This window comes from Boseongicola sp. (assembly GCF_057460485.1).
In genome coordinates, this window is record NZ_JBVCWP010000029.1 from 1 (window position 1) to 24,512 (window position 24,512).

Annotated in this window: 22 protein-coding genes; 15 read left to right on the plus strand and 7 right to left on the minus strand. The window is 57.9% G+C overall.

Features of this window, described 5'->3' with window-relative positions:
• From folE2 to AC221Y_RS06100, 4 genes are all read left to right on the plus strand, one after another.
• Positions 1–966, plus strand: a 966-nt coding sequence (gene folE2 / locus AC221Y_RS06085) for a GTP cyclohydrolase FolE2 (protein WP_486706973.1), incomplete at its 5' end; no start/stop codon positions are given.
• A 71-nt stretch (positions 967–1,037) separates the two neighbouring features.
• Positions 1,038–1,487 carry a DUF6151 family protein gene (locus tag AC221Y_RS06090; protein ID WP_299751787.1) on the plus strand — a complete coding sequence of 150 codons (450 nt, stop codon included), beginning with the start codon at positions 1,038–1,040 and terminating at the stop codon, positions 1,485–1,487.
• 120 nt (positions 1,488–1,607) lie between these two features.
• Complete coding sequence (locus tag AC221Y_RS06095; protein ID WP_486706974.1) at positions 1,608–3,056, plus strand: TrkH family potassium uptake protein; 1,449 nt, start codon at positions 1,608–1,610, stop codon at positions 3,054–3,056.
• Positions 3,056–4,654 carry a thiamine pyrophosphate-binding protein gene (locus AC221Y_RS06100; protein WP_486706975.1) on the plus strand — a complete coding sequence of 533 codons (1,599 nt, stop codon included), beginning with the start codon at positions 3,056–3,058 and terminating at the stop codon, positions 4,652–4,654. Before AC221Y_RS06095 ends, AC221Y_RS06100 begins: the two co-directional genes overlap by 1 nt.
• Here AC221Y_RS06100 and AC221Y_RS06105 read toward each other — a convergent pair.
• On the minus strand, positions 4,638–6,317 hold the full coding sequence (locus AC221Y_RS06105) for a serine protease (RefSeq protein ID WP_299749103.1): 1,680 nt from the start codon (positions 6,315–6,317) through the stop codon (positions 4,638–4,640). The genes AC221Y_RS06100 and AC221Y_RS06105 overlap by 17 nt on opposite strands.
• Positions 6,318–6,479: 162 nt before the next feature.
• On the opposite strand from AC221Y_RS06105, the gene AC221Y_RS06110 reads away from it, so the two are divergent.
• The 6 genes from AC221Y_RS06110 to glmM all read left to right on the plus strand — a co-directional run bounded on the left by AC221Y_RS06110 (position 6,480) and on the right by glmM (position 15,436).
• Positions 6,480–7,406: a glycine--tRNA ligase subunit alpha gene (locus AC221Y_RS06110; RefSeq protein WP_299749100.1), complete on the plus strand. Its 927-nt coding sequence runs from the start codon at positions 6,480–6,482 to the stop codon at positions 7,404–7,406.
• Positions 7,407–7,431: 25 nt separating this feature from the next.
• On the plus strand, positions 7,432–7,962 hold the full coding sequence (locus AC221Y_RS06115) for a DUF6446 family protein (RefSeq protein WP_299749097.1): 531 nt from the start codon (positions 7,432–7,434) through the stop codon (positions 7,960–7,962).
• Between the two features lie 2 nt (positions 7,963–7,964).
• A complete protein-coding gene (glyS, locus tag AC221Y_RS06120) occupies positions 7,965–10,280 on the plus strand; it encodes a glycine--tRNA ligase subunit beta (protein WP_486706976.1) in 2,316 nt (771 codons plus the stop codon).
• A gap of 269 nt (positions 10,281–10,549) precedes the next feature.
• Positions 10,550–13,105, plus strand: a complete 2,556-nt coding sequence (locus tag AC221Y_RS06125; RefSeq protein ID WP_486706977.1) for a putative PEP-binding protein — start codon at positions 10,550–10,552, stop codon at positions 13,103–13,105.
• Positions 13,106–13,284: 179 nt separating this feature from the next.
• Entirely contained in the window at positions 13,285–13,965 is a 681-nt protein-coding gene (locus AC221Y_RS06130; protein ID WP_299750875.1) for a cell wall hydrolase, read from the plus strand.
• A gap of 124 nt (positions 13,966–14,089) precedes the next feature.
• Positions 14,090–15,436, plus strand: a complete 1,347-nt coding sequence (gene glmM, locus AC221Y_RS06135) for a phosphoglucosamine mutase (RefSeq protein WP_486706978.1) — start codon at positions 14,090–14,092, stop codon at positions 15,434–15,436.
• On the opposite strand, the gene AC221Y_RS06140 is transcribed toward glmM, so the two are convergent.
• Both AC221Y_RS06140 and ilvC read right to left on the minus strand, forming a co-directional pair.
• A complete protein-coding gene (locus AC221Y_RS06140; RefSeq protein WP_299750870.1) occupies positions 15,433–16,341 on the minus strand; it encodes a DMT family transporter in 909 nt (302 codons plus the stop codon). The two genes, glmM and AC221Y_RS06140, sit on opposite strands and share 4 nt — an antisense overlap.
• A 62-nt stretch (positions 16,342–16,403) precedes the next feature.
• Positions 16,404–17,426, minus strand: a complete 1,023-nt coding sequence (gene ilvC, locus AC221Y_RS06145; protein ID WP_299750867.1) for a ketol-acid reductoisomerase — start codon at positions 17,424–17,426, stop codon at positions 16,404–16,406.
• A 133-nt stretch (positions 17,427–17,559) separates the two neighbouring features.
• Here ilvC and AC221Y_RS06150 point away from each other — a divergent pair, with 133 nt between their 5' ends.
• Positions 17,560–18,015, plus strand: coding sequence for an Lrp/AsnC family transcriptional regulator (locus AC221Y_RS06150; RefSeq protein WP_299750864.1), 456 nt, complete (start codon positions 17,560–17,562; stop codon positions 18,013–18,015).
• Entirely contained in the window at positions 18,012–18,482 is a 471-nt protein-coding gene (locus AC221Y_RS06155; RefSeq protein ID WP_299750861.1) for an Lrp/AsnC family transcriptional regulator, read from the plus strand. The genes AC221Y_RS06150 and AC221Y_RS06155 overlap by 4 nt, the downstream gene beginning before the upstream one ends.
• Here the strand turns inward: AC221Y_RS06155 and AC221Y_RS06160 are convergent.
• Together AC221Y_RS06160 and AC221Y_RS06165 are read right to left on the minus strand one after the other, a co-directional pair.
• On the minus strand, positions 18,479–19,675 hold the full coding sequence (locus AC221Y_RS06160; RefSeq protein ID WP_299750858.1) for an FAD-dependent monooxygenase: 1,197 nt from the start codon (positions 19,673–19,675) through the stop codon (positions 18,479–18,481). The two genes, AC221Y_RS06155 and AC221Y_RS06160, sit on opposite strands and share 4 nt — an antisense overlap.
• Positions 19,676–19,713: 38 nt before the next feature.
• The gene (locus AC221Y_RS06165; protein WP_299750855.1) at positions 19,714–20,361 is read right to left on the minus strand and encodes a pyrimidine 5'-nucleotidase; all 648 of its coding nucleotides are present in this window, start codon (positions 20,359–20,361) and stop codon (positions 19,714–19,716) included.
• Positions 20,362–20,469: 108 nt separating this feature from the next.
• Between AC221Y_RS06165 and AC221Y_RS06170 the strand changes: the two genes are divergently transcribed.
• Positions 20,470–21,138, plus strand: a complete 669-nt coding sequence (locus tag AC221Y_RS06170) for a GntR family transcriptional regulator (RefSeq protein WP_299750852.1) — start codon at positions 20,470–20,472, stop codon at positions 21,136–21,138.
• A 443-nt stretch (positions 21,139–21,581) separates the two neighbouring features.
• Here the strand turns inward: AC221Y_RS06170 and AC221Y_RS06175 are convergent, their stop codons facing one another.
• Positions 21,582–21,935, minus strand: coding sequence for a glycosyltransferase family 2 protein (locus tag AC221Y_RS06175; RefSeq protein ID WP_486706979.1), 354 nt, complete (start codon positions 21,933–21,935; stop codon positions 21,582–21,584).
• 218 nt (positions 21,936–22,153) lie between these two features.
• Here AC221Y_RS06175 and AC221Y_RS06180 point away from each other — a divergent pair, with 218 nt between their 5' ends.
• Positions 22,154–22,360: a hypothetical protein gene (locus AC221Y_RS06180; RefSeq protein WP_486706980.1), complete on the plus strand. Its 207-nt coding sequence runs from the start codon at positions 22,154–22,156 to the stop codon at positions 22,358–22,360.
• Positions 22,361–22,731: 371 nt separating this feature from the next.
• Here the strand turns inward: AC221Y_RS06180 and carA are convergent, their stop codons facing one another.
• The gene (gene carA, locus AC221Y_RS06185; protein WP_486706982.1) at positions 22,732–23,895 is read right to left on the minus strand and encodes a glutamine-hydrolyzing carbamoyl-phosphate synthase small subunit; all 1,164 of its coding nucleotides are present in this window, start codon (positions 23,893–23,895) and stop codon (positions 22,732–22,734) included.
• A 182-nt stretch (positions 23,896–24,077) separates the two neighbouring features.
• On the opposite strand from carA, the gene AC221Y_RS06190 reads away from it, so the two are divergent.
• A partial coding sequence (locus AC221Y_RS06190) for a GatB/YqeY domain-containing protein (RefSeq protein ID WP_486706981.1) occupies positions 24,078–24,512 on the plus strand: 435 nt, incomplete at its 3' end.

Here is a 24,512-nt window from a genome sequence, read left to right on the forward strand (position 1 = left end):
CTTTTGCCCAGTGCCCCGGATGATTACCCGGCGTTAACAAGAGAGTACGCCGCAGACTTCACAGTCAACGCCGACTACAAGGCTGACCTTCCAGACCTGCAAAATGGCCCGGAATCGCTGATCAAAGGCGCCCATCGTGCGATCCAACACGTCGGTATCTCGAACTTCCGCCTGCCGGTGCAATTTCGCTCGACAGCCGGTGCTGCGCGCGAAATTGAGACCTCTGTCACCGGCACCGTCAGTCTCGAAGCGGATAAAAAAGGCATCAATATGAGCCGCATCATGCGCAGCTTTTATGAGCATGCCGAAAAGGAATTCAGCTTCGAAGTGATAGAAGCCGCCATTGATGACTACAAAACCGACCTTGAAAGCTTCGATGCGCGCATTCAGATGCGTCTGTCCTATCCGATGAAAATCGACAGCCTGCGCTCAGGCCTGTCGGGCTGGCAATACTACGATATTGCGCTGGAAGTCGTGGATCAGGACGGCACGCGCAGCCGCATCCTGCACCTTGATTACGTCTATTCGTCGACTTGCCCGTGTTCGCTGGAGCTTTCTGAGCACGCACGCCGCACACGGGGGCAGCTGGCAACGCCGCATTCCCAACGCTCTGTGGCGCGGCTTTCAGTGGTGATTGATCCAACCGCTGACACGCTTTGGTTTGAAGACATCGTCGGGCTTTGCCGCTTTGCTGTGCCAACAGAAACCCAAGTCATGGTCAAACGTGAAGACGAACAGGCCTTTGCCGAACTGAACGCCGCCAATCCGATCTTTGTTGAAGACGCGGCACGCCTGTTTGCTGAACGACTTCAGTCCGACCCGCGGATCGGTGACTTCCGCGTGGTTGCTAGCCATCAGGAAAGCCTCCACAGCCACGACGCAGTCTCGGTATTGACCGAAGGCACCACCTTCGAGACCACAAGCCTTGATCCGCGCTTTTTCGAGACGCTGTTCCACACAGGATAGGGCATCGCTTTCACAGAACACCAGAACTGGGTAATTTGCTGCGAACGTCGGGCAATTGTTCGGGTGGTGGAGTGCATTGGACATGTAATTGTGGGGAAGTGCGGCTTCAGGTGACGCAAGGGGACGGCGCGCGCATCCTGTGTCATTGCAGTGCGTTCCGCGACTTTGCTGAACGCTTCGGGTCAGGCGATACGCTTGAGCCGGCAGGGGGCGGCGACCTTTTCCAAACCGCCCCTGAAACGAAGCAGATCACGAAGGGCCGCGACCACTTGGCTTGGATCAAGCTCACTCCCAAAGGTCCACACCGCTGGCACACGACGCGTTGCAACACGCCGATGGCTAATACCCTTGAAACCCGCGCGATCCCATTCGCGACAGTCCTGTCTCACAGTATCGACGACAAAGAAGCACTTGGCGCGATCATCGCGCGCGTTAACCGAAAGTATGCGATCGGTCATTTCGACGGCGAAGCGGGCAACACCGGCCGTGTCATTCGTTCCTTCCTTTGGCGCGCGCTTTGATCAATTGCATCAGGGCGCTACAAACTGAAGCCGTTCTTTACAGCACAGGGCAAACTGATCGCGGATGGAAAACCCGTTCACGATTGACGAACCGGGCCCGCTCGGACAAGTCTCATTTCCATGATCGACCTTCGCCCTGTGGGGTATGTAATTGGCCTTTTAGTGGCCAGCCTGGGCGCGACGATGGCGGTGCCTCTGGCCGTTGATATCTGGGCGGGCAATGGACACGCTGCGGTCTTCGTAGAAAGCGCGATCCTGACGATCCTGACGGGGGGGCTCATGGCGCTTGCTTGCGCCAATGGCGTTGGGGACCGCCTGACGATCCAGCAGACCTTCATCCTGACCACCGCGGTCTGGGTTGCTCTGCCGATCTTTGCGGCCATCCCATTTCATCAAGGCGCCACTGATGCCACCATCACCGACGCCTTCTTCGAGGCCATGTCCGGCCTCACCACCACCGGATCGACCGTCTTCATCGACCTTGATGAATTGCCCGACGGACTGCTGTTGTGGCGCTCAATGCTGCAATGGTTCGGCGGCATTGGGATTATCGTGGTCGCCATGGTCTTCCTGCCTGAACTGCGGGTCGGTGGTATGCAGATTTTCCGATCGGAAGCCTTTGATACGGCAGGAAAAGTCCTGCCCCGCGCGGCCGAGATCGCCTCGCGCATCTCGATCGTCTACGTGATCCTGACGGCCGCTTGCGCAATGTCCTACTATGGCGTCGGCATGCCGTTCTTTGATGCGGTCAATCACGCCCTTACCACGGTTGCAACGGGGGGCTTTTCGACTCATGACGCTTCGTTCGGTGGCTTTAAAGGAGCGCCCGAATACGTGGCGGCGCTGTTCATGGTCCTGGCAAGCTTGCCTTTTGTGCGCTACGTCCAGCTTCTTGCGGGCTCCTCGAAACCGCTTTTCGTCGACAGTCAGGTCCGCATGTTTTTGGTCACACTGATCGTTCTCGTTGCGACGATCTCGGGCTATCTCCTTGTTGTCGGCGATGCGCCCCTGACCACTTTGGTGCGCGAGGCGACCTTCAACATCACCTCGATCATCACCGGCACCGGCTACTCTAGCACGGACTACCAGCTTTGGGGGTCCTTCCCGATTGCTATGTTCTTCTTTGTCGGACTCATCGGCGGCTGCGCGGGCTCCACGTGTTGCTCGATCAAGATATTCCGCTATCAAATCCTCTTCGCCGCGATCTCTAACCAAATCCGTCGCATCCACTCGCCCCACGGCGTGTTTCAACCCAAATACGATGGCCGCACGATCACGGAAGACGTGATTTCCTCGGTCATGGCATTCCTCACGCTGTTCGTTGTGACTTTGGGCGTGCTGTCCGTCCTTCTCAGCATGACGGGTCTCGACTTCCTGACCTCAATCAGCGGAGCCGCTGCCGCCATCGCCAACATTGGCCCCGGCCTTGGCGACATCATCGGCCCCGCCGGTACATTCGAGCCGCTCAACGATATGGCCAAATGGCTGTTGATCGTCGGCATGCTTGTCGGACGCCTTGAACTTATGGTCGTCATGGTCCTTTTCACATCCCGATTCTGGAGAGCATAATGCGTCCCCTCGGAGTAGAACTTGCCGCCATGCTGGCGGATCGCGGCGTCGATACGATCTTCGGCATCCCTGGCGTGCACAACATCGAACTTTACCGGGGCATCGAAGAGGCAGGTATCCGACACGTCCTTGCCCGCCACGAACAGGGCGTTGGCTTCATGGCCGACGGCTATGCGCGCGCCACGGGCAAACCGGGCGTCTGCTTTGTGATTTCGGGCCCGGGCTTGACGAATATCATGACGCCGATGGGTCAGGCCTATTCCGACAGCGTTCCGATGCTGGTCATCTCGACCGTGCTTGACGAGACCGTAGCCCGCAAAGGCCAGCTTCACCAAATGCGCGATCAGGAAGGTGCCGCCGCGACTGTCTGCGATTTGTCCGCAACCGCCCAGAATGCCGAGGCAGCCTATCGCCTCGTCGATCAGGCCCTGACCGAGTTCGCAATCCACCGTCCCCGCCCAAAGCAAATCTCGCTTCCCATTCGCGTCGTCGGCGGACCTGCGAAACCGTTCCCTCGCAACAAGGCCGCGACGTTGATCCGAGCAAACGTCGATACTACCGACATTGTGCCCATCCTTGCAAACGCAACCCGTCCGCTTTTCATCTTCGGCGGTGCCCTTGCCAAAAACCCCGAGAGCGCCGCAATCATCGGACGCATATTAGACACGATCCCTGCTGCAAGCTTCACCACCTACGCAGGCCGTGGGCTTGTCGCGCCTGATCGTCCGCTTCACTTCGGCGCGCATCTCGCCAAACCCCAAAGCGCAGATATTCTCGCGACATCAGACGTGGTGATCGCTATCGGAACGGAACTGGCCCAGGTCGACCACTGGCGCGATGCCTTGGGCGACACCGGCGTGCGCATCCGGGTCGATATCGACCCGGCCGTGCTTGCCTCTGACACGCGCGCATCCTTCAGAATCAACGCTGACGGCGGCGACTTCCTCGCCTCCTTGGAGCACGCGTTGACGACCCAAGCTATTGCCAAGCCACTGACGTCCAATTGGGCCGCCGCGGAAGTCTCCCAGACCCGCAAGGTATGGCGCGTCGAGATTGCCTCGCACAACCCCGCGATAGCCCAATCGTGCGAAGCGCTGCGCGATGCGCTCCCGAAAGACACAATGATATTCTCGGACATGACCCAATTCGCCTACGCCGCGAAAGAACTTTGGGACATGCCCACGCCGGGCCACTGGCATCATCCAAACGGCTTTGGCACGCTTGGATACGCGCTTCCCGCAGCCATAGGCGGAGCACTTGGTCACCACGGCCCAACCCTCGCCATCGCAGGCGACTACGGCTTCCAATACACCATGCAAGAACTTGGAACGGCGGCAGAACTTGACCTCAGCCTGCCAATTCTCATCTGGGACAACGAAGCCCTGGGCGAAATTCGCGACAACATGGTCGCGGCGCAAATTGTCCCGAAAGCCGTCCATGCCGTGAACCCGAATTGGCAGCATCTCGCGGCGGCTTACGGTTGCGCCTATGCGGCTCCCAAAACCACCGCGGACCTTTGCCAAGCCACCACCGATGCCTTCAGCGCCGGTCGCCCGACGCTGATCATCGCCACGCCCGAGATCAGTTCCAGCAGCTAACCAGTACAGTCATATCCGCCGCCAAAATCGTCAGGTCCTCCGGTGCCATGTCGCTCTCTGGTGCGCTGGCAGGCATTGCCAAACCATTTGTCGCCAGAAACTCGGCCAAGACCGATGCATCCAAGGCAAAAGCCACACTGCCCGGCAATTGGCGCGCACCGCTTTCTGCATCAAGCAGCATGCCCATCACCGCGCCTGAGGCGTCAAAAACCGGCCCACCAGCGTCACCGGGTTCGCTCAGGACCTCAAGACGCTGCACGCGTACATCGCCGTCCAAACCCTTCACATCTGAAAACGTGCCATAGGTCAGCGACGGTGCCGTCAAAATCCCACCAAAGCTGAAGCCTGCCACGGCAATATCTGACTGCAACCGAGGCTCCACTTGCGCCATTCGTGCCACCGCCAAGGGCGCAATTGATTTCTGCGGGGTCAGGTATGCGACGCCCAGATCGCCGTCTACCGCGCCAATGGTCATGGGAATGTCTTCGCCAACTGTCACCCGCGTGCATTGATCGACCGCCGAAGCCGTGGTCAAAACCGCACCGGCGGTATCCACGTAAAAGCCCGACCGTGCGCGTTCAGGCCGGCGGATCGCTAGTCCTGCAAGTAAATCAATGTCCTGCGCAGCTGATCCAATCGTATCGGACAGCACGCCTTCGAGGGGCAAAAAGCTTTCCTGCATCGCCTGAAGCGCAAGCCGCTGGCGCTTAGCATCGTCGACAGGCCAGACCAGCGAAAATCCTTTGATCGCGCCGCCATCTAGGCGCGCATAGGTGTAAGAAATGATCCGGTCATTCTGGCCCGTCAGCGTGAAATCATTGCGTCGCAGAGTGCGCGACCCATCCAACGGCACAATCTCAAGCGTCTGCATCACCTCATAGAGGGACGCCAACGTTCCGCGATCTCCGATCTGGGAAATCAGCAAAACCTGCCTGTCGTCGCCCGAGGTCGCGCGATACTGCGCAAACGGCGGCTCAAAGCGATCGAAGGTCACCAAGCCAAGCGGCAGATCAATTTCGACGCCCATTGTCGTCTCAATCGTCGGCGTCATATCAAGGGCAGCCACGGCTTCCCGGTAGGCCTTCAGCATCCCCTGACGCTGCCTTGTCGTCATCACACCGGTTGCTTCAAATCCGTTTGCCTGCTGCCACGCGGCCATGGCGCGGCGCGTGCCGGGGCCGAAATCGGCATCAATTGCTGATGTGTAAACACCTTCCCAGCGCAATGCGACCTGTACCAAGGCACGATCCTGGCGCGAAAGCGACCGCTCGCTAACGCGTGCCTCGGCTTGGGTTTCTTCACCCGCAACCAGTGGCACTACAACGGTTTCAACCGGAGCGACCCCCGGTGTGCTTGCGAAAAACTGTGTGCGGAAATTTGCGCCATTGGCCAGAAAGCTGTCGCGCGGGATGCGCCCGCTCGCGCGCAACTGGCTCAGGACATTGATCGCTTCAGCTTCGCTGTAGGGGCCAAGCGCAACCGCATACCACCCTGAAGATAAACGATAGCCTTCCACATCCGGCAGGCCACTTGCATAGAACTCGGCGCGCTGTTGCCCCCGCGCCTGATCGGGGTGCGCTTCGATCTGCACCCACGCGCTGCCCTGCGCCACGGCAGCCGTCGCCCAAAGCACCGCTAGTATTCCTACAATAAACCTGATCACGCTCGTCATGTCCAACCCGTCTGCATCTGGCGCAAATCGCGCCGTTCCAACGTTTTTAACTAGGGCGGAGGGACATGCACGTCAAAAGCGACCCCGCTTCATTGACCGCCCCCCGCCTGTTGCCTATTGAGAACGCGATTTTCACCCCCGGAGACACGCCCAATGGCCGCCGTGCAACGACCACAGTCATTTCAGGAAATCATCCTTCGCCTGCAGTCCTACTGGGCGGCAAACGGGTGCGCCATTCTGCAACCCTACGACATGGAAGTCGGGGCAGGGACGTTCCATCCGGCGACGACATTGCGCGCGCTCGGCACGAAACCCTGGGCTGCGGCCTTCGCACAGCCCTCGCGCCGCCCGACGGATGGCCGCTACGGCGAAAACCCGAACCGGCTTCAGCATTACTACCAGTTTCAGGTCCTGATCAAACCATCCCCCCCGAACCTGCAGGAATTGTACCTTGGCAGCTTGGAAGCCATCGGCATCGACATGGCCTCCCACGACATCCGTTTCGTTGAAGACGACTGGGAAAGTCCGACGCTTGGTGCATGGGGTCTCGGGTGGGAAGTCTGGTGCGACGGCATGGAAGTCTCGCAATTCACATACTTCCAGCAGGTCGGCGGCCACGACTGCCACCCTGTTTCGGGCGAGCTTACCTACGGCCTTGAACGCCTCGCGATGTATGTGCTTGGCGTCGATCACGTCATGGACATGCCGTTCAACGCGCCCGACGCGCCCATCGCCCTCACCTACGGCGACGTATTCCGCCAGACGGAAGAAGAATATTCGCGCTGGAATTTCGATGTGGCCGACACCGACATGTTGCTACAACACTTCAAAGACGCCGAAGTCGAATGCGAACGCATCCTTGCCGCCGACCCACTCGACCCCAAAACGGGGCGCAAAATCATCATGGCCCACCCGGCTTACGACCAGTGCATCAAGGCCAGCCACCTGTTCAACCTTCTTGATGCGCGCGGTGTAATCTCTGTCACGGAACGCCAGGCCTACATCGGCCGCGTCCGCACGCTTGCGAAGGCCTGCGCCGACGCCTTCATGCAAACCGACGCCGCAGGAGCCGCCGCATAATGACCTGCGTAGGATCAAACTTAAGATGAATGGCAAAGTGATTGGTATCGTCCTCATTGCAACCGGAGTTCTTGGCGGCGGCGGCTTGTATTACCTTCAGGAATACGGGTTTTATGAAACTGTTGAGGCAACCTCTGCCGACATGGTCCAGATGACCAGCGTCACCACTGGCGTGCCTGAAACCATTCTCTTCGATAGCTTTCAGGCCATCGACGCTGACAGTTCGCCGATCCGCTACCGCGCGTGCTTCACCACGCCCCAGTCGCTTGCCATGATGACCGAGACCTACGAGCTCTACGACAACGCCGAGCCTTTGAACGCGCCCGGCTGGTTCGACTGTTTCAACGCCGCCGACATCGCAGAAGCGCTTGAAAACGGCGAAGCGCTCGCCTTTCTTGGCACGGCCAACGTCACCTACGGCATTGACCGCATGGTCGCGATCCACCAGGACGGGCGCGGCTTTGTGTGGCACCAGATCAATGCATGCGGCGAAGACGTCTTCGACGGCAACGCTCCGCCTGAAGGCTGCCCCCCACTCCCCGAGAGGACCCAGTAGACATGCCTGATCTCCTGATCGAGCTTTTTTCCGAGGAAATCCCCGCCAAGATGCAGGTCCGTGCGGCTGACGATCTCAAGCGGCTGATGACCGAGGCGCTTGTCGACGCGGGTCTCACCTATGCAGGCGCTGCGGCCTTTGCGACCCCGCGACGTCTGGTCCTGACAATCGACGGCCTTCTCGCCGAAAGCCCGACAGTGCGCGAAGAACGCAAAGGCCCGCGTACAGACGCCCCCGAAAAGGCGCTTGAGGGCTTCCTGCGCTCCACCGGTCTGACCAAAGACCAGTTGGAGGCCCGCGCCGACAAAAAGGGTCAGGTCTGGTTTGCAAAAATCGAAAAGCCGGGGCGCCCCGCCGGCGAAATCATAGCCGAAACACTTGAAAAAACGGTCCGCAATTTCCCCTGGCCCAAGTCTATGCGGTGGGGTGCAGGCACTTTGCGTTGGGTGCGTCCGCTTCACTCAATTGTCTGCACGCTGCATGAAAACGGCGAGACGAAAATCGTTGGTCTCGACGTTGACGGCATCACATCCTCCGACTTGACCGCTGGTCACCGCTTCCTAAGTCCTGCACGTTTTTCTGTCACGAATTTCGAGGATTACGCCGCAAAGCTCAAGCGGGCCCATGTGATCTTGTCCACCGACGAACGCATGGAAACCATCTGGCACGACGCAACACAGGCTGCCTTCGCGAACGGGCTTGAGGTCGTTGAAGACAAAGCCCTTCTGGCCGAAGTCGCAGGTCTCGTCGAATGGCCCGTCGTGCTGATGGGCGAAATTGGCACTGATTTCCTCGACCTGCCTGCGGAAGTTCTGCAAACCTCGATGAAAGAGCATCAGAAGTTCTTCTCGGTGAAAGACAAAATGGGGCGCATCCTGCGGTTCGTGACGGTTGCCAATGTCACCACAGAAGACAACGGAGCCACAATCCTCGCAGGCAACCAAAAGGTCCTGTCCGCGCGTTTGGCCGACGCTAAATTCTTCTGGGAAAACGACCTGCGGATCGCGAAAGCGGGCATGGGGCCATGGCAAAACGCGCTAAAATCCGTTACTTTCCACAATAAACTCGGCACCACTGCCGACAAGATCGACCGCGTCTCGGCACTCGCTCGCGAGATCGCGCCCGCCGTCGGAGCCGACCCCGACCAAGCCGAACAGGCAGGCCGTATCGCGAAAGCCGATCTGACGTCCGAGATGGTCTACGAGTTTCCCGAACTTCAAGGCATCATGGGCGAATACTACGCCAAAGCCGCAGGCCTAAGCGAGGCCGTCGCCGCCGTTGCCCGCGAGCATTATCAACCGCTTGGACCGTCTGATGACGTGCCGACTGCGCCGTTGTCGGTTGCCGTGGCGCTGGCGGATAAGATTGAGACACTGACCGGGTTTTGGGCGATTGATGAGAAACCGACCGGGAGCAAGGATCCGTTTGCGCTGAGACGTGCGGCGCTGGGCGTTATTAGGTTGGTGCTAGAAGGTGCACACACGCTTCGCCTTATTGACGCAATGGACAGCAGCTTCGAAGTTCGCCGTCAACCCGAGCTTAATAGGCTGAAAGATTGTATCTCTTCGCAAATTCTGAATGACTTTGAACGCGGTAAGGAAGTTTCAAATGAGATTTCAGAGGTCGTGGGCGAAGATGCATCCGAGAGTATCGCAACGATCAATTCCGCCTTACCATTAAAGCCTGCCATCAAAGAGCGTCGTATTCGAGACGCTGCAGAAAAGGTCGCAGAGCTTTATCGACGCCAAAGAAGTGGAATTGAATGGCGAGCGATATTTGTGCCTGCTAGAAACGATCTCCTAACCTTCCTCCACGACCGCCTAAAGGTCTATCTCCGTGACCGTGGCATCCGCCATGACGTCATCGACGCCTGTCTCGCGATGCCCAATGCCGACGATCTCACGCTCCTTGTCAATCGGGCCACTGCGCTCTCCGGCTTCCTTGCCACCGATGATGGCGAGAACCTCATTCAGGGCTTCAAACGCGCCCACAACATCCTTCGACAAGCCGAGGAAAATGACGGCGTCGAATACTCCTACGGTGCCGATCCGAAGCTTGCCGAAACGGACGAAGAAAAAGCTCTCTTCGTCGCGCTCGACACGGCAGAAGCCGCCATTGCCCCGGCCATGAAGGCCGAAGATTTCTCAGCTGCGATGTCTGCGCTTGCGGGATTGCGATCCCCCATCGACGCATTCTTCGAGACCGTTCAGGTCAACGCCGACAGCGCAATCTTGCGGCGCAATCGTCTTAACTTGCTTCATCGCATCAGCGCGGCCTGCCTGGCTGTTGCCGATCTGACGCGAATCGAAGCAACCTAAGGGATACCGCATCACCCGCTAAAACAAGGTTCACGCGCCGCGCCCCCGGATTTACACCCTCACAACAGTGCGAACGCCCGCAAGGACGCAAGCCCGACGTAGTCCCGACGTCGCGATTTGATGCGTTTTAGCGGTTGTTAACGGGATAAAAACGCCGGCGCGGGCTGAGACCCCACGGACACGCCGCCCGCGACGTAGTGTCGGCATTTTCTGACACTCCTTGATCGATTTCCAACTGCGCGTATGCTGTCGCGGAAGGATTCGCCGCAGTGCAGAAACTCGTTGAAATATCAGACTTTATTGTCGTCGATCCAGCGGCCAACCTCGCCACGCACACGCATGGCGGCCGCGCGAAGTGCCTGCAACGTCTGATCCGCCTCGAATTGCCGGTACCGCAAACGGTGGCGCTCCCATTTACAACCGTGGCCCACATCGCGTCTGGCGCCGAGATCGACACCAAAGCGATCCTTGCCCCTTTCGGCAGCGCCCCCCTCGTGTCCGTCCGCCCCTCGTCCGAAGACCCCGACTGGGGCGGCCCCGGAGCGATCCTGAACATCGGTATGAATAGTGCGCGCCACGGCGAATACGCCAACCTTTTGGGGCACGAAGCCGCCAACAAGCTCTTTGCACGCTTCATCATGACCTACTCAGTGCAGGTCGCGCACCTTGATCCTGATCTCTTTGTTATTGAGGATGAAATTGCCTCTGATACGCTCCATGCCATGCTGGAGGCTTACGAGGAGGAAACCGATGAAGCCTTCCCGCAGGACCCGGCAAGTCAGTTGACGAGCGTGCTGCGTTCCATGGCGCGTGCTTGGGAAGGCACCACGGCACGGCTCTTGCGTCAGGCGCGCGGCGCGCCAGCTGAGGCAGGTCTTGGGCTTGTGGTGCAGGCGATGGCGCCCGGCCTTGGGCCGCCTGAATCTGGGTCCGGGGTCATCCAGTTTGCCGATTCCACAACCGGGCGTCTCCAAATCACAGGTCGTTACCTCAGCCAAAGTCAGGGTCGTGACGCTCTGGGTGCGGAAAGCGCCTTTTATCTGACGCGTGATCCACGCGGCGTTTCTTTAGAAGAACTTTGCCCAAAGGTGTTCGCAACACTTTTGGACTACGGTAGGATTTGCCGTGAACAACTGCGTGAAGAAATGCAGATCGAATTTACGCTTGATGGTGGAAAACTCAGCGTCCTTGATGCGGTGCGGATTACGCGCTCTGAACGGGCGAATATGCGGATTGCGGTGTCCTTGGCAGAAGATCGCGTCATTTCGCGCGAAGATGCCGTTTTAAGGGTTCATCCCCGCGCGCTGTCTGAGATGCTGCATCGTCAGGTGGACAGTTCAGCCCCTCGGGATGTTCTGGCGCGCGGCGTTGCGGCAAGTCCGGGCGCGGCGTCGGGACGTTTGGTGTTTGATTCTGCCGCCGCTCAGGCAAGTGCCGCGCGCGGCGAGGCCTGCATCTTGGTGCGTCGTGAAACATCGCCTGAAGACATTCGCGGGATGCACGCAGCTCAAGGGGTGCTGACTGAGCGCGGCGGAATGACCAGCCATGCGGCGGTGATCGCGCGGGGGCTTGGGCTTCCCGGCGTGGTCGGTCTGTCCGATATCATATTGAACCGAAAAGATAAAAATATCACATTGACGGACGGTCGTGTCCTAAAAAGTGGGGACGTGATTACAATTGATGGCACGGCGGGCGTGATTCTGGACGGCGCGGCGCCCCTGTTGGAGCCTTCCTTGGATGATGCGTTCCGCACACTTTTGGGCTGGGCGGACGACGTCCGCGATATTGCGGTCCGCGCCAACGCAGACACCCCTGCAGAAGCGAAAGTCGCGCGCGCCTTTGACGCTGAAGGCATCGGCCTGTGCCGCACCGAGCACATGTTCTTTGAAGGAGATCGCATGATCGTCATGCGCGAGATGATCTTCGCCGAGAACACCGAAGGGCGCAAAGCCGCGCTGGAACGCCTTGTTCCCATGCAAGTTGCTGACCTGACGGATATTTTCAAGATCATGTCTGGCCTTCCCGTGTGCATCCGGTTGCTCGACCCGCCGCTGCACGAGTTCTTGCCGTCAGGGCGCGATGCACTTCGTGATCTTGCCGACGCTCTCAATCTTTCGCTTTCCAAAGTCACCCGGCGCGTCGAAGCGCTGAGTGAATTCAACCCGATGCTGGGCCTGCGTGGTGTCCGTCTTGGTGTTACCATGCCTGAGATATACGAGGCCCAGGCGCGCGCCATTTTCCTTGCGGCCATCGCCGCCAGCAAGGAAGGCGAGAGCATTGTGCCTGAGATCATGATCCCGCTTGTTTCTGCCCGCCGCGAGGTCGAACTGGTAAGCGATCGGATCGAAGCAGTCGCCGCCGAGGTTCGTTCCGAGACATCCGCCGATTTCGAGTACCGTCTTGGTGTCATGGTGGAAACACCGCGCGCCGCTCTGCGCGCTGAAGAGATCGCGCCCCATTGCGCGTTCCTAAGTTTCGGCACCAATGACCTGACACAAATGGCTTACGGCCTCAGCCGCGACGATGCGGGTCGCTTCATGGGGGCTTACGTCAATCAGGGCGTTTTTCCGGAAGACCCGTTCCACCGGCTTGATATCGAAGGCGTGGGCGAACTTCTGACGCTGGGGGCCGAACGCGGGCGAAAAGGAAAGCCGGGTATCGTCTTGTCGATCTGTGGCGAACACGGCGGCGACCCCGACTCGATTGCGTTCTGTCGTGATGCCGGATTTGACTATGTAAGCTGTTCACCCTTCCGTGTGCCCGTGGCGCGACTAGCTGCCGCACATATAGCATTGCAGGACGGGCCGAGGGCTAAAAAAACTTAAGAATCAATTGTATAAATTTGGCACGATCCGTCGCGAAGGCAGTTTATCTGCCAATTTCCTCATGGAGAACACATTGTCGCTGCCCGCAAGGCTGGACCTTAGGCGATCAATTCGGTATGCGGCCGCCATATGAAGTTGGCCAAGACCGGTCGAACACAAGTTCTGGAGGGGGCTCCTAGATGTTTAAACCCATGCGATGGGCAGCGGCACTAATTGCAGCGATAACCCTTTCTGCGCCTGCAATCGCCGATGTGTCGATCAGCACCTCGAACAATCCGGCCATTACGTTGAACCAACGTTTGGGAAGCCTTTTCGGCGCTGAAACGAACATCCTGACGTCGTTCAGTGTGCGGGATTTGTCGCGCCTGACCCGCGCGCCGATGGCCGTACAAGACACGGCGTCAGACGAGCTGACAAAACAAAAGCTAGCGGCAATGCCGGTGGCCAAGGGTGGTGACCAATGGTCTTGCCTGGCCGAGGCTCTTTACTTTGAAGCGCGTGGCGAGACGTTGAAGGGTATCGTCGGCGTCTCCGAGGTTATTCTCAACCGCGTTGATGATAGCCGTTATCCAAGCTCGGTTTGCGCAGTTGTGAATCAGGGGACGGGCGAGCGCTATCGCTGCCAATTTACCTATACTTGTGATGGCCGGCCCGAAATAATCAGCGAGACAAAGGCCTACCAAAAGGTTGGCAAGATCGCTCGGTTCATGATCGACGGGGCCTCACGCGAATTGACTGAAGGTGCCACACATTATCACACGAAGTCGGTGAACCCACGTTGGGCCCGGGTGTTCCCGCGCACCACGACAATCGGGTTCCACCACTTCTACCGCGAGCCGAGCCGCGTTGCGCGTAACTAGGCGATCTGTTTCACACTGACACAATACTCGGCGTCCCGTTGCTGAGGCGGCTGCGGCAACCTCTGTGCAGACTGGCCTTGTGCGTGGTAGGCAGGCCTGAGGCAGACAAAATCGAGACAGTTCCATGACCCGAAAGCTATTTGGCACCGACGGTGTCCGCGGCCGCGCAAATACCTATCCGATGACGGCAGATTTGGCTTTAAAGATCGGTGCGGCAGCGGGGCGCCATTTCCGAAGGGACGGCTCTCCTGCGCACCGCGTGGTGATCGGCAAGGACACGCGCCTGTCAGGCTATATGTTTGAGAATGCGCTGACCGCTGGCTTCACATCAACCGGTATGAACGTCTTGCTGCTTGGGCCCGTGCCTACTCCGGCTGTTGGTATGATGGTGCGCTCTATGCGCGCTGACGTGGGCGTGATGATCTCGGCAAGCCACAATCCACACCATGACAACGGTATCAAGTTTTTCGGCCCCGACGGCTTCAAGCTAAACGACGAAGCCGAAGCCACAATCGAGGCCGCCATTTCTTCTGAAATTACTCCCGCCGCCTCAGAAAATATCGGCCGTGCCAAGCGTATTGACGACGCGCTCTTTCGCTATGTTGAGCGCGTGAAATCGACTTTTCCGCAGGACCTGACATTGGAAGGTCTGAAGGTTGTCGTCGACTGCGCGAACGGTGCGGCCTACAAAGCTGCCCCAACAGTCCTTTGGGAGCTTGGTGCTGAGGTGATCCCGATCGGTGTCTCGCCCAATGGTAAAAACATTAATGACGGCTGCGGCTCGACCAGTACGCAACTTGCGGCGGAAACCGTCGTGGCCTATGGCGCGGACGTTGGCATTTGCCTTGATGGTGACGCAGATCGCGTGATGATCATCGACCAAACTGGCGCGGTTGCTGACGGCGATCAGATTATGGCGCTTTTCGCGGCGCGTTGGTCCGCTGAAGGCCGGCTGGCTGGTGACACGCTAGTGGCGACGGTAATGTCGAACCTCGGGCTAGAGCGCTTCCTTGGCGACAAGGGAGTGGCCCTGCACCGCACGTCTGTCGGTGACCGCTACGTTGTCGAAGCCATGCAGGCGGGCGGCTTCAACCTTGGGGGCGAGCAATCTGGCCACATCGTCATGACCGACTTTGCCACGACCGGTGACGGTCTTCAGGCGGGCCTTCAGTTCCTCGCTGAAATGAAGCGTACTGGGCATCTTGCAAGCGTGCTGCGGCAGGCCTTCGAGCCTGTTCCGCAGTTGCTGAAGAACGTCCGCTATGAGGTGGGAAGTGATCCTCTGTCAGACATACGGGTAAAAGACACTATCGCCAGTGCTGAGGCCGCTTTGATGGGCAAAGGTCGTCTCTTGATCCGCAAATCCGGAACCGAACCCTTGATCCGAGTGATGGCCGAATGCGAAGACGAAGGCGAGCTTCTCCGCGTTGTCGATGCCATCGTTGACGAGGTCGCAAGCGTCGCGCGCTAATGCGAAAACAATCGTCGCAAAGCCCCCCTCTGGCTGAGGAACACCCCCGTAAGGATCAACACCATTGCCATGAAAAGCGATGCCTCTACGCTTTCACCCAATAGCAAAACGCCCAATAGGACCGACCACAAGGGCACCTGATAGTTGGTCAATGACATGAAGACCGGTCCCGCGCTTCGGATTACCATGACCCGCAACAGGTTCGCAGCCGCAGTCTGCACCAATCCCAGCGTCAATATCACCATTGCGACCTCGGCCGACGGCATCGGGGGCACGCCTTCCACGATCGCGGCCAGAACCGTTACAGGCACTGCGCCTATCAATAGCGTCACGGCCGATAAGCCAACCGGGTCAACCGGTGGCAACCGTCGCATCACAACGGACGAAACCGCATAGCAAGCCGCCCCAAGCACGCAGGCAAATCGCCCAAACAGCTCGCCATCGACTTCGGTTGAGCGGAACGCCTCCGGGCCGATCAGGACTGCCACTCCGATAAACCCAATGAGAAACCCAAGCGACTTTCGCAATGTCAGACGTTCGCCGGGAACGAAGAAATGCGCCAAAGGCAACACAACCAAAGCGACCGCCGCCATCGAAACGCCTGCAAACCCCGACGTAACAAATTGCTGCCCCCACGAGATCGCCACAAAGGGCAGGGCTGAACTCAGCACCCCTACGGCCAGCAAGGGCACCCATCCTGCGCGCTCGTCGGTCTCATAAAGCGGCCCGCCGCGCATCTTCCAGATCGCCGTGGTCAAAAGTCCGGCAAACAATATCCTGGACGCCGTAAGCCAAAACGGCCCGACCCCCGTCAGAGCAAGTTCGATGAACAGAAACGACGCCCCCCAGACAAGTCCAAGGGTCGCGACCATAATCCAGCTTTTCGCCGTGATATCGGGCTGCATTTTGTGTCCTGAAACGAAAAAGGCCCCGGACGATGCCGGGGCCTCAGATCAGTTTTGTGGCCTTAGTTGCGGGCCTTGTCCACCATCTTGCCTTCGGAAATCCACGGCATCATGCCGCGAAGCTTCGCGCCAACTTCTTCGATCTGGTGTGCATCGTTCATACGGCGGGTCGACTTGAACATAGGTTGCCCAACCATGTTTTCCGTCATGAAATCACGGACAAAGCGCCCGCTTTGAATGTCGGCCAGAACCTCTTTCATACGCGCTTTTGTCTCGTCGTATGGCAGGATGCGCGGGCCGGAAACATATTCGCCGTATTCCGCGGTGTTTGAGATCGAATAGTTCATGTTCGCGATGCCGCCTTCGTAGATCAAATCGACGATCAGCTTCACTTCATGGAGACATTCAAAATAGGCCATCTCAGGCGCATAACCGGCTTCGACCAGCGTCTCAAAACCCATGCGGATCAATTCAACCAAGCCACCGCAAAGAACAGCTTGTTCGCCGAAAAGGTCGGTTTCACACTCTTCTTTGAAGTTCGTCTCGATGACGCCAGAACGGCCGCCACCGATAGCCGAACAATACGAAAGACCGATCTCAAGCGCTTTGCCGGACGCGTCATTATCCACAGCCACAAGGCAAGGCACACCGCCGCCTTTGACATATTCGCCGCGCACTGTGTGACCGGGGCCTTTTGGCGCCATCATGATGACGTCGATGCCTTCTTTGGGTTCGATCAGGCCGAAATGCACATTCAGGCCGTGGGCAAAAGCAATCGCCGAACCCTCTTTTATGTTGTCGTGAACGTATTTCTTGTAGGTTTCTGCCTGAAGTTCATCGGGCATGGTGAACATTATCACGTCACACCACGCAGCGGCTTCGGCAATTCCCATAACCGAAAGGCCTTCGCTTTCGGCTTTTTTCGTGCTTGAGCTGCCGTCGCGCAATGCGACGACAAGGTTTTTCGCGCCACTATCGCGCAGGTTAAGCGCGTGGGCATGACCTTGGGAGCCATAACCAAGAATGGCCACTTTTTTGTCTTTGATAAGATTGATGTCGCAATCGCGATCGTAATAAACGCGCATAGTTTTCCCTCGTGTAAGTGTATTCTGTAAAGGGCAACATAGATGTTTCTGACATCAAGACATTTCAATCTGTCGCAGATTTTGCTATTTTACAGAAAAACTATTCGCCAAACGTTTAAAAATTGGAAATATCATGCTTGATGATACTGACCGGCGATTACTGCGACAACTCCTTGCTGATCCGGGAGCGGCGACGGCTGTGTTAGCCGAACGCTCGGGCATGACGCAGGCCTCGTGTTGGCGGCGACTGGAAAAGCTGACGGACACAGGCATCATTCGGGGGCGTCATGCGGTCGTGGATTGGCCGGCCCTTGGCTATGAAGTTGAGGTGAGCCTGCGCATCACGTTGGAGAAAAATGATCCGCGCGCATTTGATCATTTCATCTTTGCGGCTCGCAAAGTGCCGGAAGTCACTGAAATACAAACGTTTCTGGGGCGCGTCGACGTTCGTGTCGTCGTCATCGCCCGAGACATGGCGCATTATCAGTCGATCTATCGAGAGCAGATTCTTACGCTTCCGCACATCGCCGATCTTGAGGCCTTGATGACTGTTGCTACGGTCAAGACCAACCCCAGCCTGCCGCTATGATCGCCACCGACGCCATAGACCGCGCGATACTTGCGGCGCTCCAAAGCGATGCGACCCTATCAGCCGGGCAAGTCGGCCGGCAAGTCGGCCTTAGTCAGCCTGCCTGCTGGCGACGTATCAAAAGGTTAACGGACGCGGGCGTGCTTGTTGGCCACCGTATTGCGCTTGACCTTGAACGGGTCGGCTTTGGCGTCACGGTGTTCCTTGGGATTAAACTTGCCGCGAAGGGGCGCACCAGTATTGGCGATTTTGAGCGTGCAATTTCCGCCATTCCCGAAGTGCAATCCATTCACCATGTGCTTGGACTGTATGACTACCGTCTTCGCGTCGTTGCGCGTGATCTGGGTGATTTTGAACGGGTTCTGCGCCGGCGCATTATGACGATCCCCGGAGTTGGGGACATCGAATCAAATGTGCTTTTAAGCGAAGAACGTCTTCCAGGCCCAGTGGGACGCGTTATCGGCTAACGCCCCATTCCCGCAGTCATGATCCTTCGGCGCAGTGGTGCAAGGTCATGAACCAGGCGTAGTCCGGCGCTTCTGAGGTCCTGAACCGGCGGCAAGTCCGAGCGGCAAATGCGATTGTAGAGATCAATAAACTGGGCGCGACGGTGAATATCTCGTCCCCGGGCTTTGGCAAAAGATGCCAGGAAATCCTTGTTTCCAATGGCACCTTTATCTTGCGCGCCAAGCTTAGCCAAGATCGCGACGTCGCGCAGAGAGGTGTTCAAACCCTGTGCCCCGATAGGCGGAAAAACGTGCGCGGCTTCCGCGATCAAGGCGACACGTTCGGATGTCAGTTGGTCTGCTTCCTGAGTGATGATGGGCCAGAGGTTTCTGGAAGAGACGACACGCAATGCCCCGAGCACTCCGCATGAACGCAGTGTTGCAGCATCCGAAAACGCGTCGTCCTCTAGGGCTGCCAAACGAACCGCCTCTGTGCCGTCGTTCATCCAGACAATGGCCGAACAATGCTGCCCCTCGTGGTCGGGTAGGGGAACGGTCGTGAAGGCACCACCCGAGAGATAAAGCTCGGTTGAGACGTTTTCGTGTGGCATTTGGTGCGCGACCACAAATGCCAGCGCTTTTTGCCCGTAGCGCATTGTTTTGCAGCCAATACCCGACGCTTCGCGCAGCGGGGAGTTCCGCCCGTCGGCGGCAATCGCTAGGCGTGCGCGCACCTGAGCGCCTGACGTCAGTGTTACAATTGCTTCGCGTTCGCGGGTGACGATGCGCGCAAAACCTACTCCCAGCCGCAAGTCCACATTGGGCGCATTTGTGAGTGTGTCGCTTAGCACCTTGCGGGTCAGCCAGTTCGGTAAGTTCCACCCAAAACTTGGCGCGCCGAGGTCGGTGGATTGAAACGTGCGGTCTGTACGTGGTTCGGGCGGATTGCCTTGGCAATCAATGACCCGCAACGTGTTCAACGGTTCGGCGTGGTCGGCTACGGAAGCCCAAAGCCCAATACTTTCAAGGAGTTCGCGAGCGGGTGCCAAAAATGCTGTCGATCGCAGATCCGATCCGTTAGATGCCGCAGTTTCGGGTGGTGGCGAGGGATCGGCCAGTAGCACCAAGAGCCCGTGATGCGCAAAGGCCGCTGCTGCCGCGAGGCCCGCGATGCCGCCTCCGGAGATGAATATGTCAACGTCAGTTCTGTTCATGACTTTAACTTAGGAGGCACGTGGGGCATCGGAAAGGGCTATCGAAGGATCTGCGACAGGAAGCCCGTCAGATCGCTCGTGTGATGGTGGATGTAGGGGTGCTCGACCGGGGTCGGCGCGACGTGGACGGTGCGCATTCCCAACTCAAAAGGAGCCGCAAGGTTGCGCGGTTCGTCTTCAAACATGGCCGCAACTTCGGGACGAAGACCGTCCCTTTTAAACACAGTTTCAAAGGCTTGGCGTTCAGGTTTGGGACGAAATTTGGCATGTTCGACGCCATACACCGCGTCAAAAAGCTCTTCAAGACCGCGGGCACGCAGGACTCGGCGTGCGTAAGGTTCAGAGCCGTTGGTGTAAACGATCCGACGTCCGGGAAGCTTGCTAATATTGCTTACCAATTGGTGATCCACCTCGAGATGATCGAGAGATATTTCGTGAACTTCGACAAGGTAAGGTGTCGGATCTGCGCCATGTTCTTGCATTAAGCCCGAGAGCGTCGTGCCGTATGTGTGCCAATAGTGCTTGCGCAAGTGGTCTGCTTCGGCTCGGGAGACCTTAAGCGTTTCGGCGACCCAATTGGTCATTTTGACCTCGATCTGATCAAACAGGCGCGCTTCGGGCGGGTATAAGGTGTTGTCGAGATCGAACACCCAGGTGCTGACGTGTGAAAACGTGGATGCTAACATAAACGCGGCATAGCCAAGCTGACCCCGCTTGGCAATCAACGGCGCTTGATCTGTGGGGTGACTGGGCCCTAGGGTCGGAATTAGCGAACGAAAAAGGGAAGGGCTGAAATGGCTGATGCACGCGCGGGGCAAATGGACGCCTATCAGTTAATCCTTCGGGCGATCGATGTGGGAACATATCGACCGGGTGACAGGTTGGTTGAAAGCGAGCTTGCCGACCGGTTCGGCGTCTCTCGGACGCCCATTAGAGAGGCTTTGCAACGTCTTGAAACGCAATCTCTTTTGGCGCGAGATGGTCGGTCTTTAATCGTGGCTTCACTTGATCACAATCAGATGGCTGAACTGTACGTGGTCCGCTCTGAGCTGGAGGGTTTGGCAGCTCGGCTTGCGGCGCGTCATGCAACCGAGGAAGAAGTTCGGCTGCTGCGCGAATTTGTCGAAGAGGACAAAGGCCGGGTTGGGGATCCGTCGGCGCTTAGTCGGACAAATCGACGGTTTCACCGGCAAGTGCACCTTGCGTCTCACAACCGATATCTGGTGCAACAATTGGATCTGGTTTACCGGTCCATGGCGCTTATGACGACGACATCGCTTGCCGCTGAGGGACGGAGCGCGCGCGCCCTTGAAGAACACGCGGCGGTAGTCGACGCAATTTCAAAGAGCGATGCGGATGCCGCACAAAAAGAATTAAAGGGACATATATCAAGAGCGTACGAGGCAAGGCTTAGGCGAGATGCTGAAGCAGCCGTTGATGCCAGCGGCGTTTCGGCTGACTAGCCGGGCCGCCATGAGCGGTTTTGTCCCAATAAAAGGGACAGGTCCCAAGCTCCCAAGCGGCTTTCTAGCAAGCGATGCCTGGCACCGGGAAGTAGAAGTGCGTCAACGGCACCCACCGGATCAACCCGCGATGACGTGGTGTTGCAACCGACAGCGCCAGTGCCAGGGATTGTTGCGATCTCGCAGAGAAGAAACGCTGTGGCAAAAGCCACGACGGCAGCCCAGGGCGCGATTTCTGCAAGGAGGATGCGGCAGACTTGCGAGCACCGGCCAGAAAGAACTTAGGAATGGGCAAGAATGCGCTGTGATGGCTTGCCCAGAAAGAGAATTTGGAATCCTGGAAACTTCTTAATACCCAGCTCGCACAGGAGACGGATGCGCGCGCGCCTAAGCACAGCCTCGGTGACTGCCTAGCCTTGGAGCCAGCGCGATCTTCGGCGGATCTATGCGGGAACGGTGGCCGGCGCTTCTTTCATTGTAATTGAAGTGAAAAATTCAGCTCGGAGCACGCGCCGTGCAAGGCGCCTACCAAGGTCTGCGTCTTCTGTCGCAATATGGGCGTCCCAGCGGCCGATTTTTTCAAGGATCGTACGGCGGAAAAACACGGTTATTCCCGCAAGCGGAATGACAAGGCCCAGGTGCACGAGACCCGGCAGCGCCCATCGAAACCACGTGGCATAGTCGACAGCAAAGTCGCGAGTGAGCCGTGTGTTGCCCGCGTTATAAAAATCGAAGACCCCTTGCAGACAGGCAAGTTCGGGGCGCGCGGTGGCAAAAGTTTCGGCGACCGTGCGCAATTGCTCGGGGGCGGTGCATCCTCGGTATCGTCGGCTCCGATGATTTAGCCATCTGTAAAGTCGAGTGCATAATCCAATGCGCGCGGTTTCGTTTGCGGGGAGCCGGGCGGAACGGCGAGGATCCGCATCCAACCGGGCAGCTCTAAATTTGCCAGTGCGTCGGCGGTCATTGCGTCAGGTAATTTAAGGATTAGAAGAACTTCAAGGCGACCTTCTTGATGCTCAAGGCGCCCAAGTTGTTCCGCAAGGCGGGTTGCAATGTCGCGTTTCTTGAACAGTGGAACAAGGACAGAAATCCGTGGATGGGAGTGGCGCGCAAGTCGATTCGGGCGAGCGCTATGCCAGGTTTCGCCAAAGGACGGCGCGGCGCGCAATTGGGTGAGCTCACCAGCTGTCTGAAGACCCGTGGCGGCCAACAGGGTTAGGGTCGACCAAATCGTAGGGGCCCAGAGCGTTATTGTGGGAAAGGCATATCCCAAGGCTGCAAGGGAAAAACGGCGGTGACAAGGGTGAAGGCAGCGCGTGGACCTAACCAGCCTTGGCAGCTTTCGCGAAGCGACGTATGGCTTAAGGCCTTGTACGCAAGGATGGGACCGGCGGCTGTTGCAGTTGCGGTGCAGATGGCTTTGGTCGTGGCGGGCAAGTGTGCAATTGGTCCTAGACGCGGATCGCGAATTGGCGGGTTTTTGCATCCTCGGATTCCGACGTGCGATCTTTTCGCAAGCTGCGAAATGTCAGGGGCATCGGTAAACATGACCGCCACACTACTGTAGCTTCGGTTAAATCCGGGTTAAGCCTAGGCACTTTGTTTGGCGCGTGCTTCCATGGCAGCCGCGAAACGCTCGAACAGGTAATAGCTGTCCATTGGGCCGGGGCTTGCTTCGGGGTGGTATTGCACGGAATAAACTGGCCGGTCCGCCATGCGAATCCCGCAATTTGAGCCATCAAAAAGGGATACATGGGTTTCGACAACACCTGCGGGTAAGGTCTGGCTGTCAACAGTAAAGCCATGGTTCATTGAGGTTATTTCGACCTTTCCGGTATCGAGGTCTTTTACCGGATGGTTTGCGCCGTGGTGGCCGTGGTTCATTTTCACCGTGGTGGCGCCAAGCGCGAGGGCGAGCATCTGGTGGCCAAGGCAGATACCGAAGATCGGTAAGTCAGTTTGCGCGAGCACGCCTTGGATCATTGGGACAGCGTATGTGCCGGTGGCAGCAGGATCGCCGGGCCCATTGGACAGGAAGACGCCATCCGGGTTAAGGGCGAGCACGTCCTCGGTTGTGGCGGATGCGGGCAGTACCGTGACGTCGCAACCCGCGGAGGCCAGGCAGCGCAGGATATTACGTTTTGCGCCATAGTCTATTGCGACGACTTTGAATTTTGCCTCAGTTTGCCGGCCATAGCCCTCGGGCCAGGCCCAACGCATTTCGTTCCAACGATAGGATTGGGGGCAAGTCACGTCTTTCGCAAGGTCCAGGCCTTCAAGGCCGTTGAAATCACGGGCTGATTTCACCATATTTTCGAGATCGAAATTTCCTTCCGGATCGTGTGCCAGTGCGACGTGGGGCGCGCCTTGTTGGCGGATTGCGCGGGTGAGGCGGCGCGTGTCTACCCCTCCGATACCAACGCGACCACGGCGTTCAAGCCAATGCGTCAAATCGGCTGTGGCGCGCCAGTTCGACGGCTCGGTCGGGTCCCATTTGACGACCAGGCCGTCGGCGACAGGATCGCCTGTTTCATCGTCTTCGGGATTGATGCCGGTGTTGCCTATATGGGGAAATGTGAAGGTCACGATCTGGCCTGCGTAGGACGGATCGGTCAGGATTTCCTGATAGCCGGTCATGGAGGTGTTGAAGCACAACTCGGCGACGCGAGTTCCCGTGGCGCCGAAGCCTTTTCCGTAGAAAATCGTGCCGTCCGCCAAGACGAGACAGGCGGTTGGTTTAGGGGCGGCGTCCATCATGGGGGCAATCCTCAGGGCTGGTAAACGGAGTGAGGTCTACGCCCTAGCCAACGTGGGGTCAAGAGAAGGGCTTTTTTCAGTTTCGACTATATTTCAGTTACTTAACAGAACTCCACCCTGTTGCCGCGCTTGATGGCTTTCTATATTCTCACAAGTTCTGAACATGGGGATGAGCAGGTATGGGCTTACGAAGCAAGATCACTCAGGCGTTGAAGACGGCCATGAAAGAAAAGGATGCTATTCGTCTGTCGACGGTGCGTCTTATCAATGCTGCGATAAAAGATCGTGACATTGCGATGCGGTCTGGTGGTGAGGATGATGTGGGCGTAGGAGATGACGAAATCCTTGTTATTCTTGGCAAAATGGTTAAGCAGCGCCAGGAAAGTGCGCGTGCTTATGAAGAGGGCGGGCGGCTTGAATTGGCCGAGAAGGAAATAGACGAGATCAAGGTGATCGGGACGTTTCTGCCACGCCAGCTTGATGACGACGAAACAGCGGCGGCTGTCGAAAAAGCCATTGAAAAGACTGGAGCTTCTTCGATCCGGGATATGGGGCGCGTGATGGGCGATCTTAAGGGGCGCTACACCGGCCAGATGGACTTTAGCAAGGTCGGA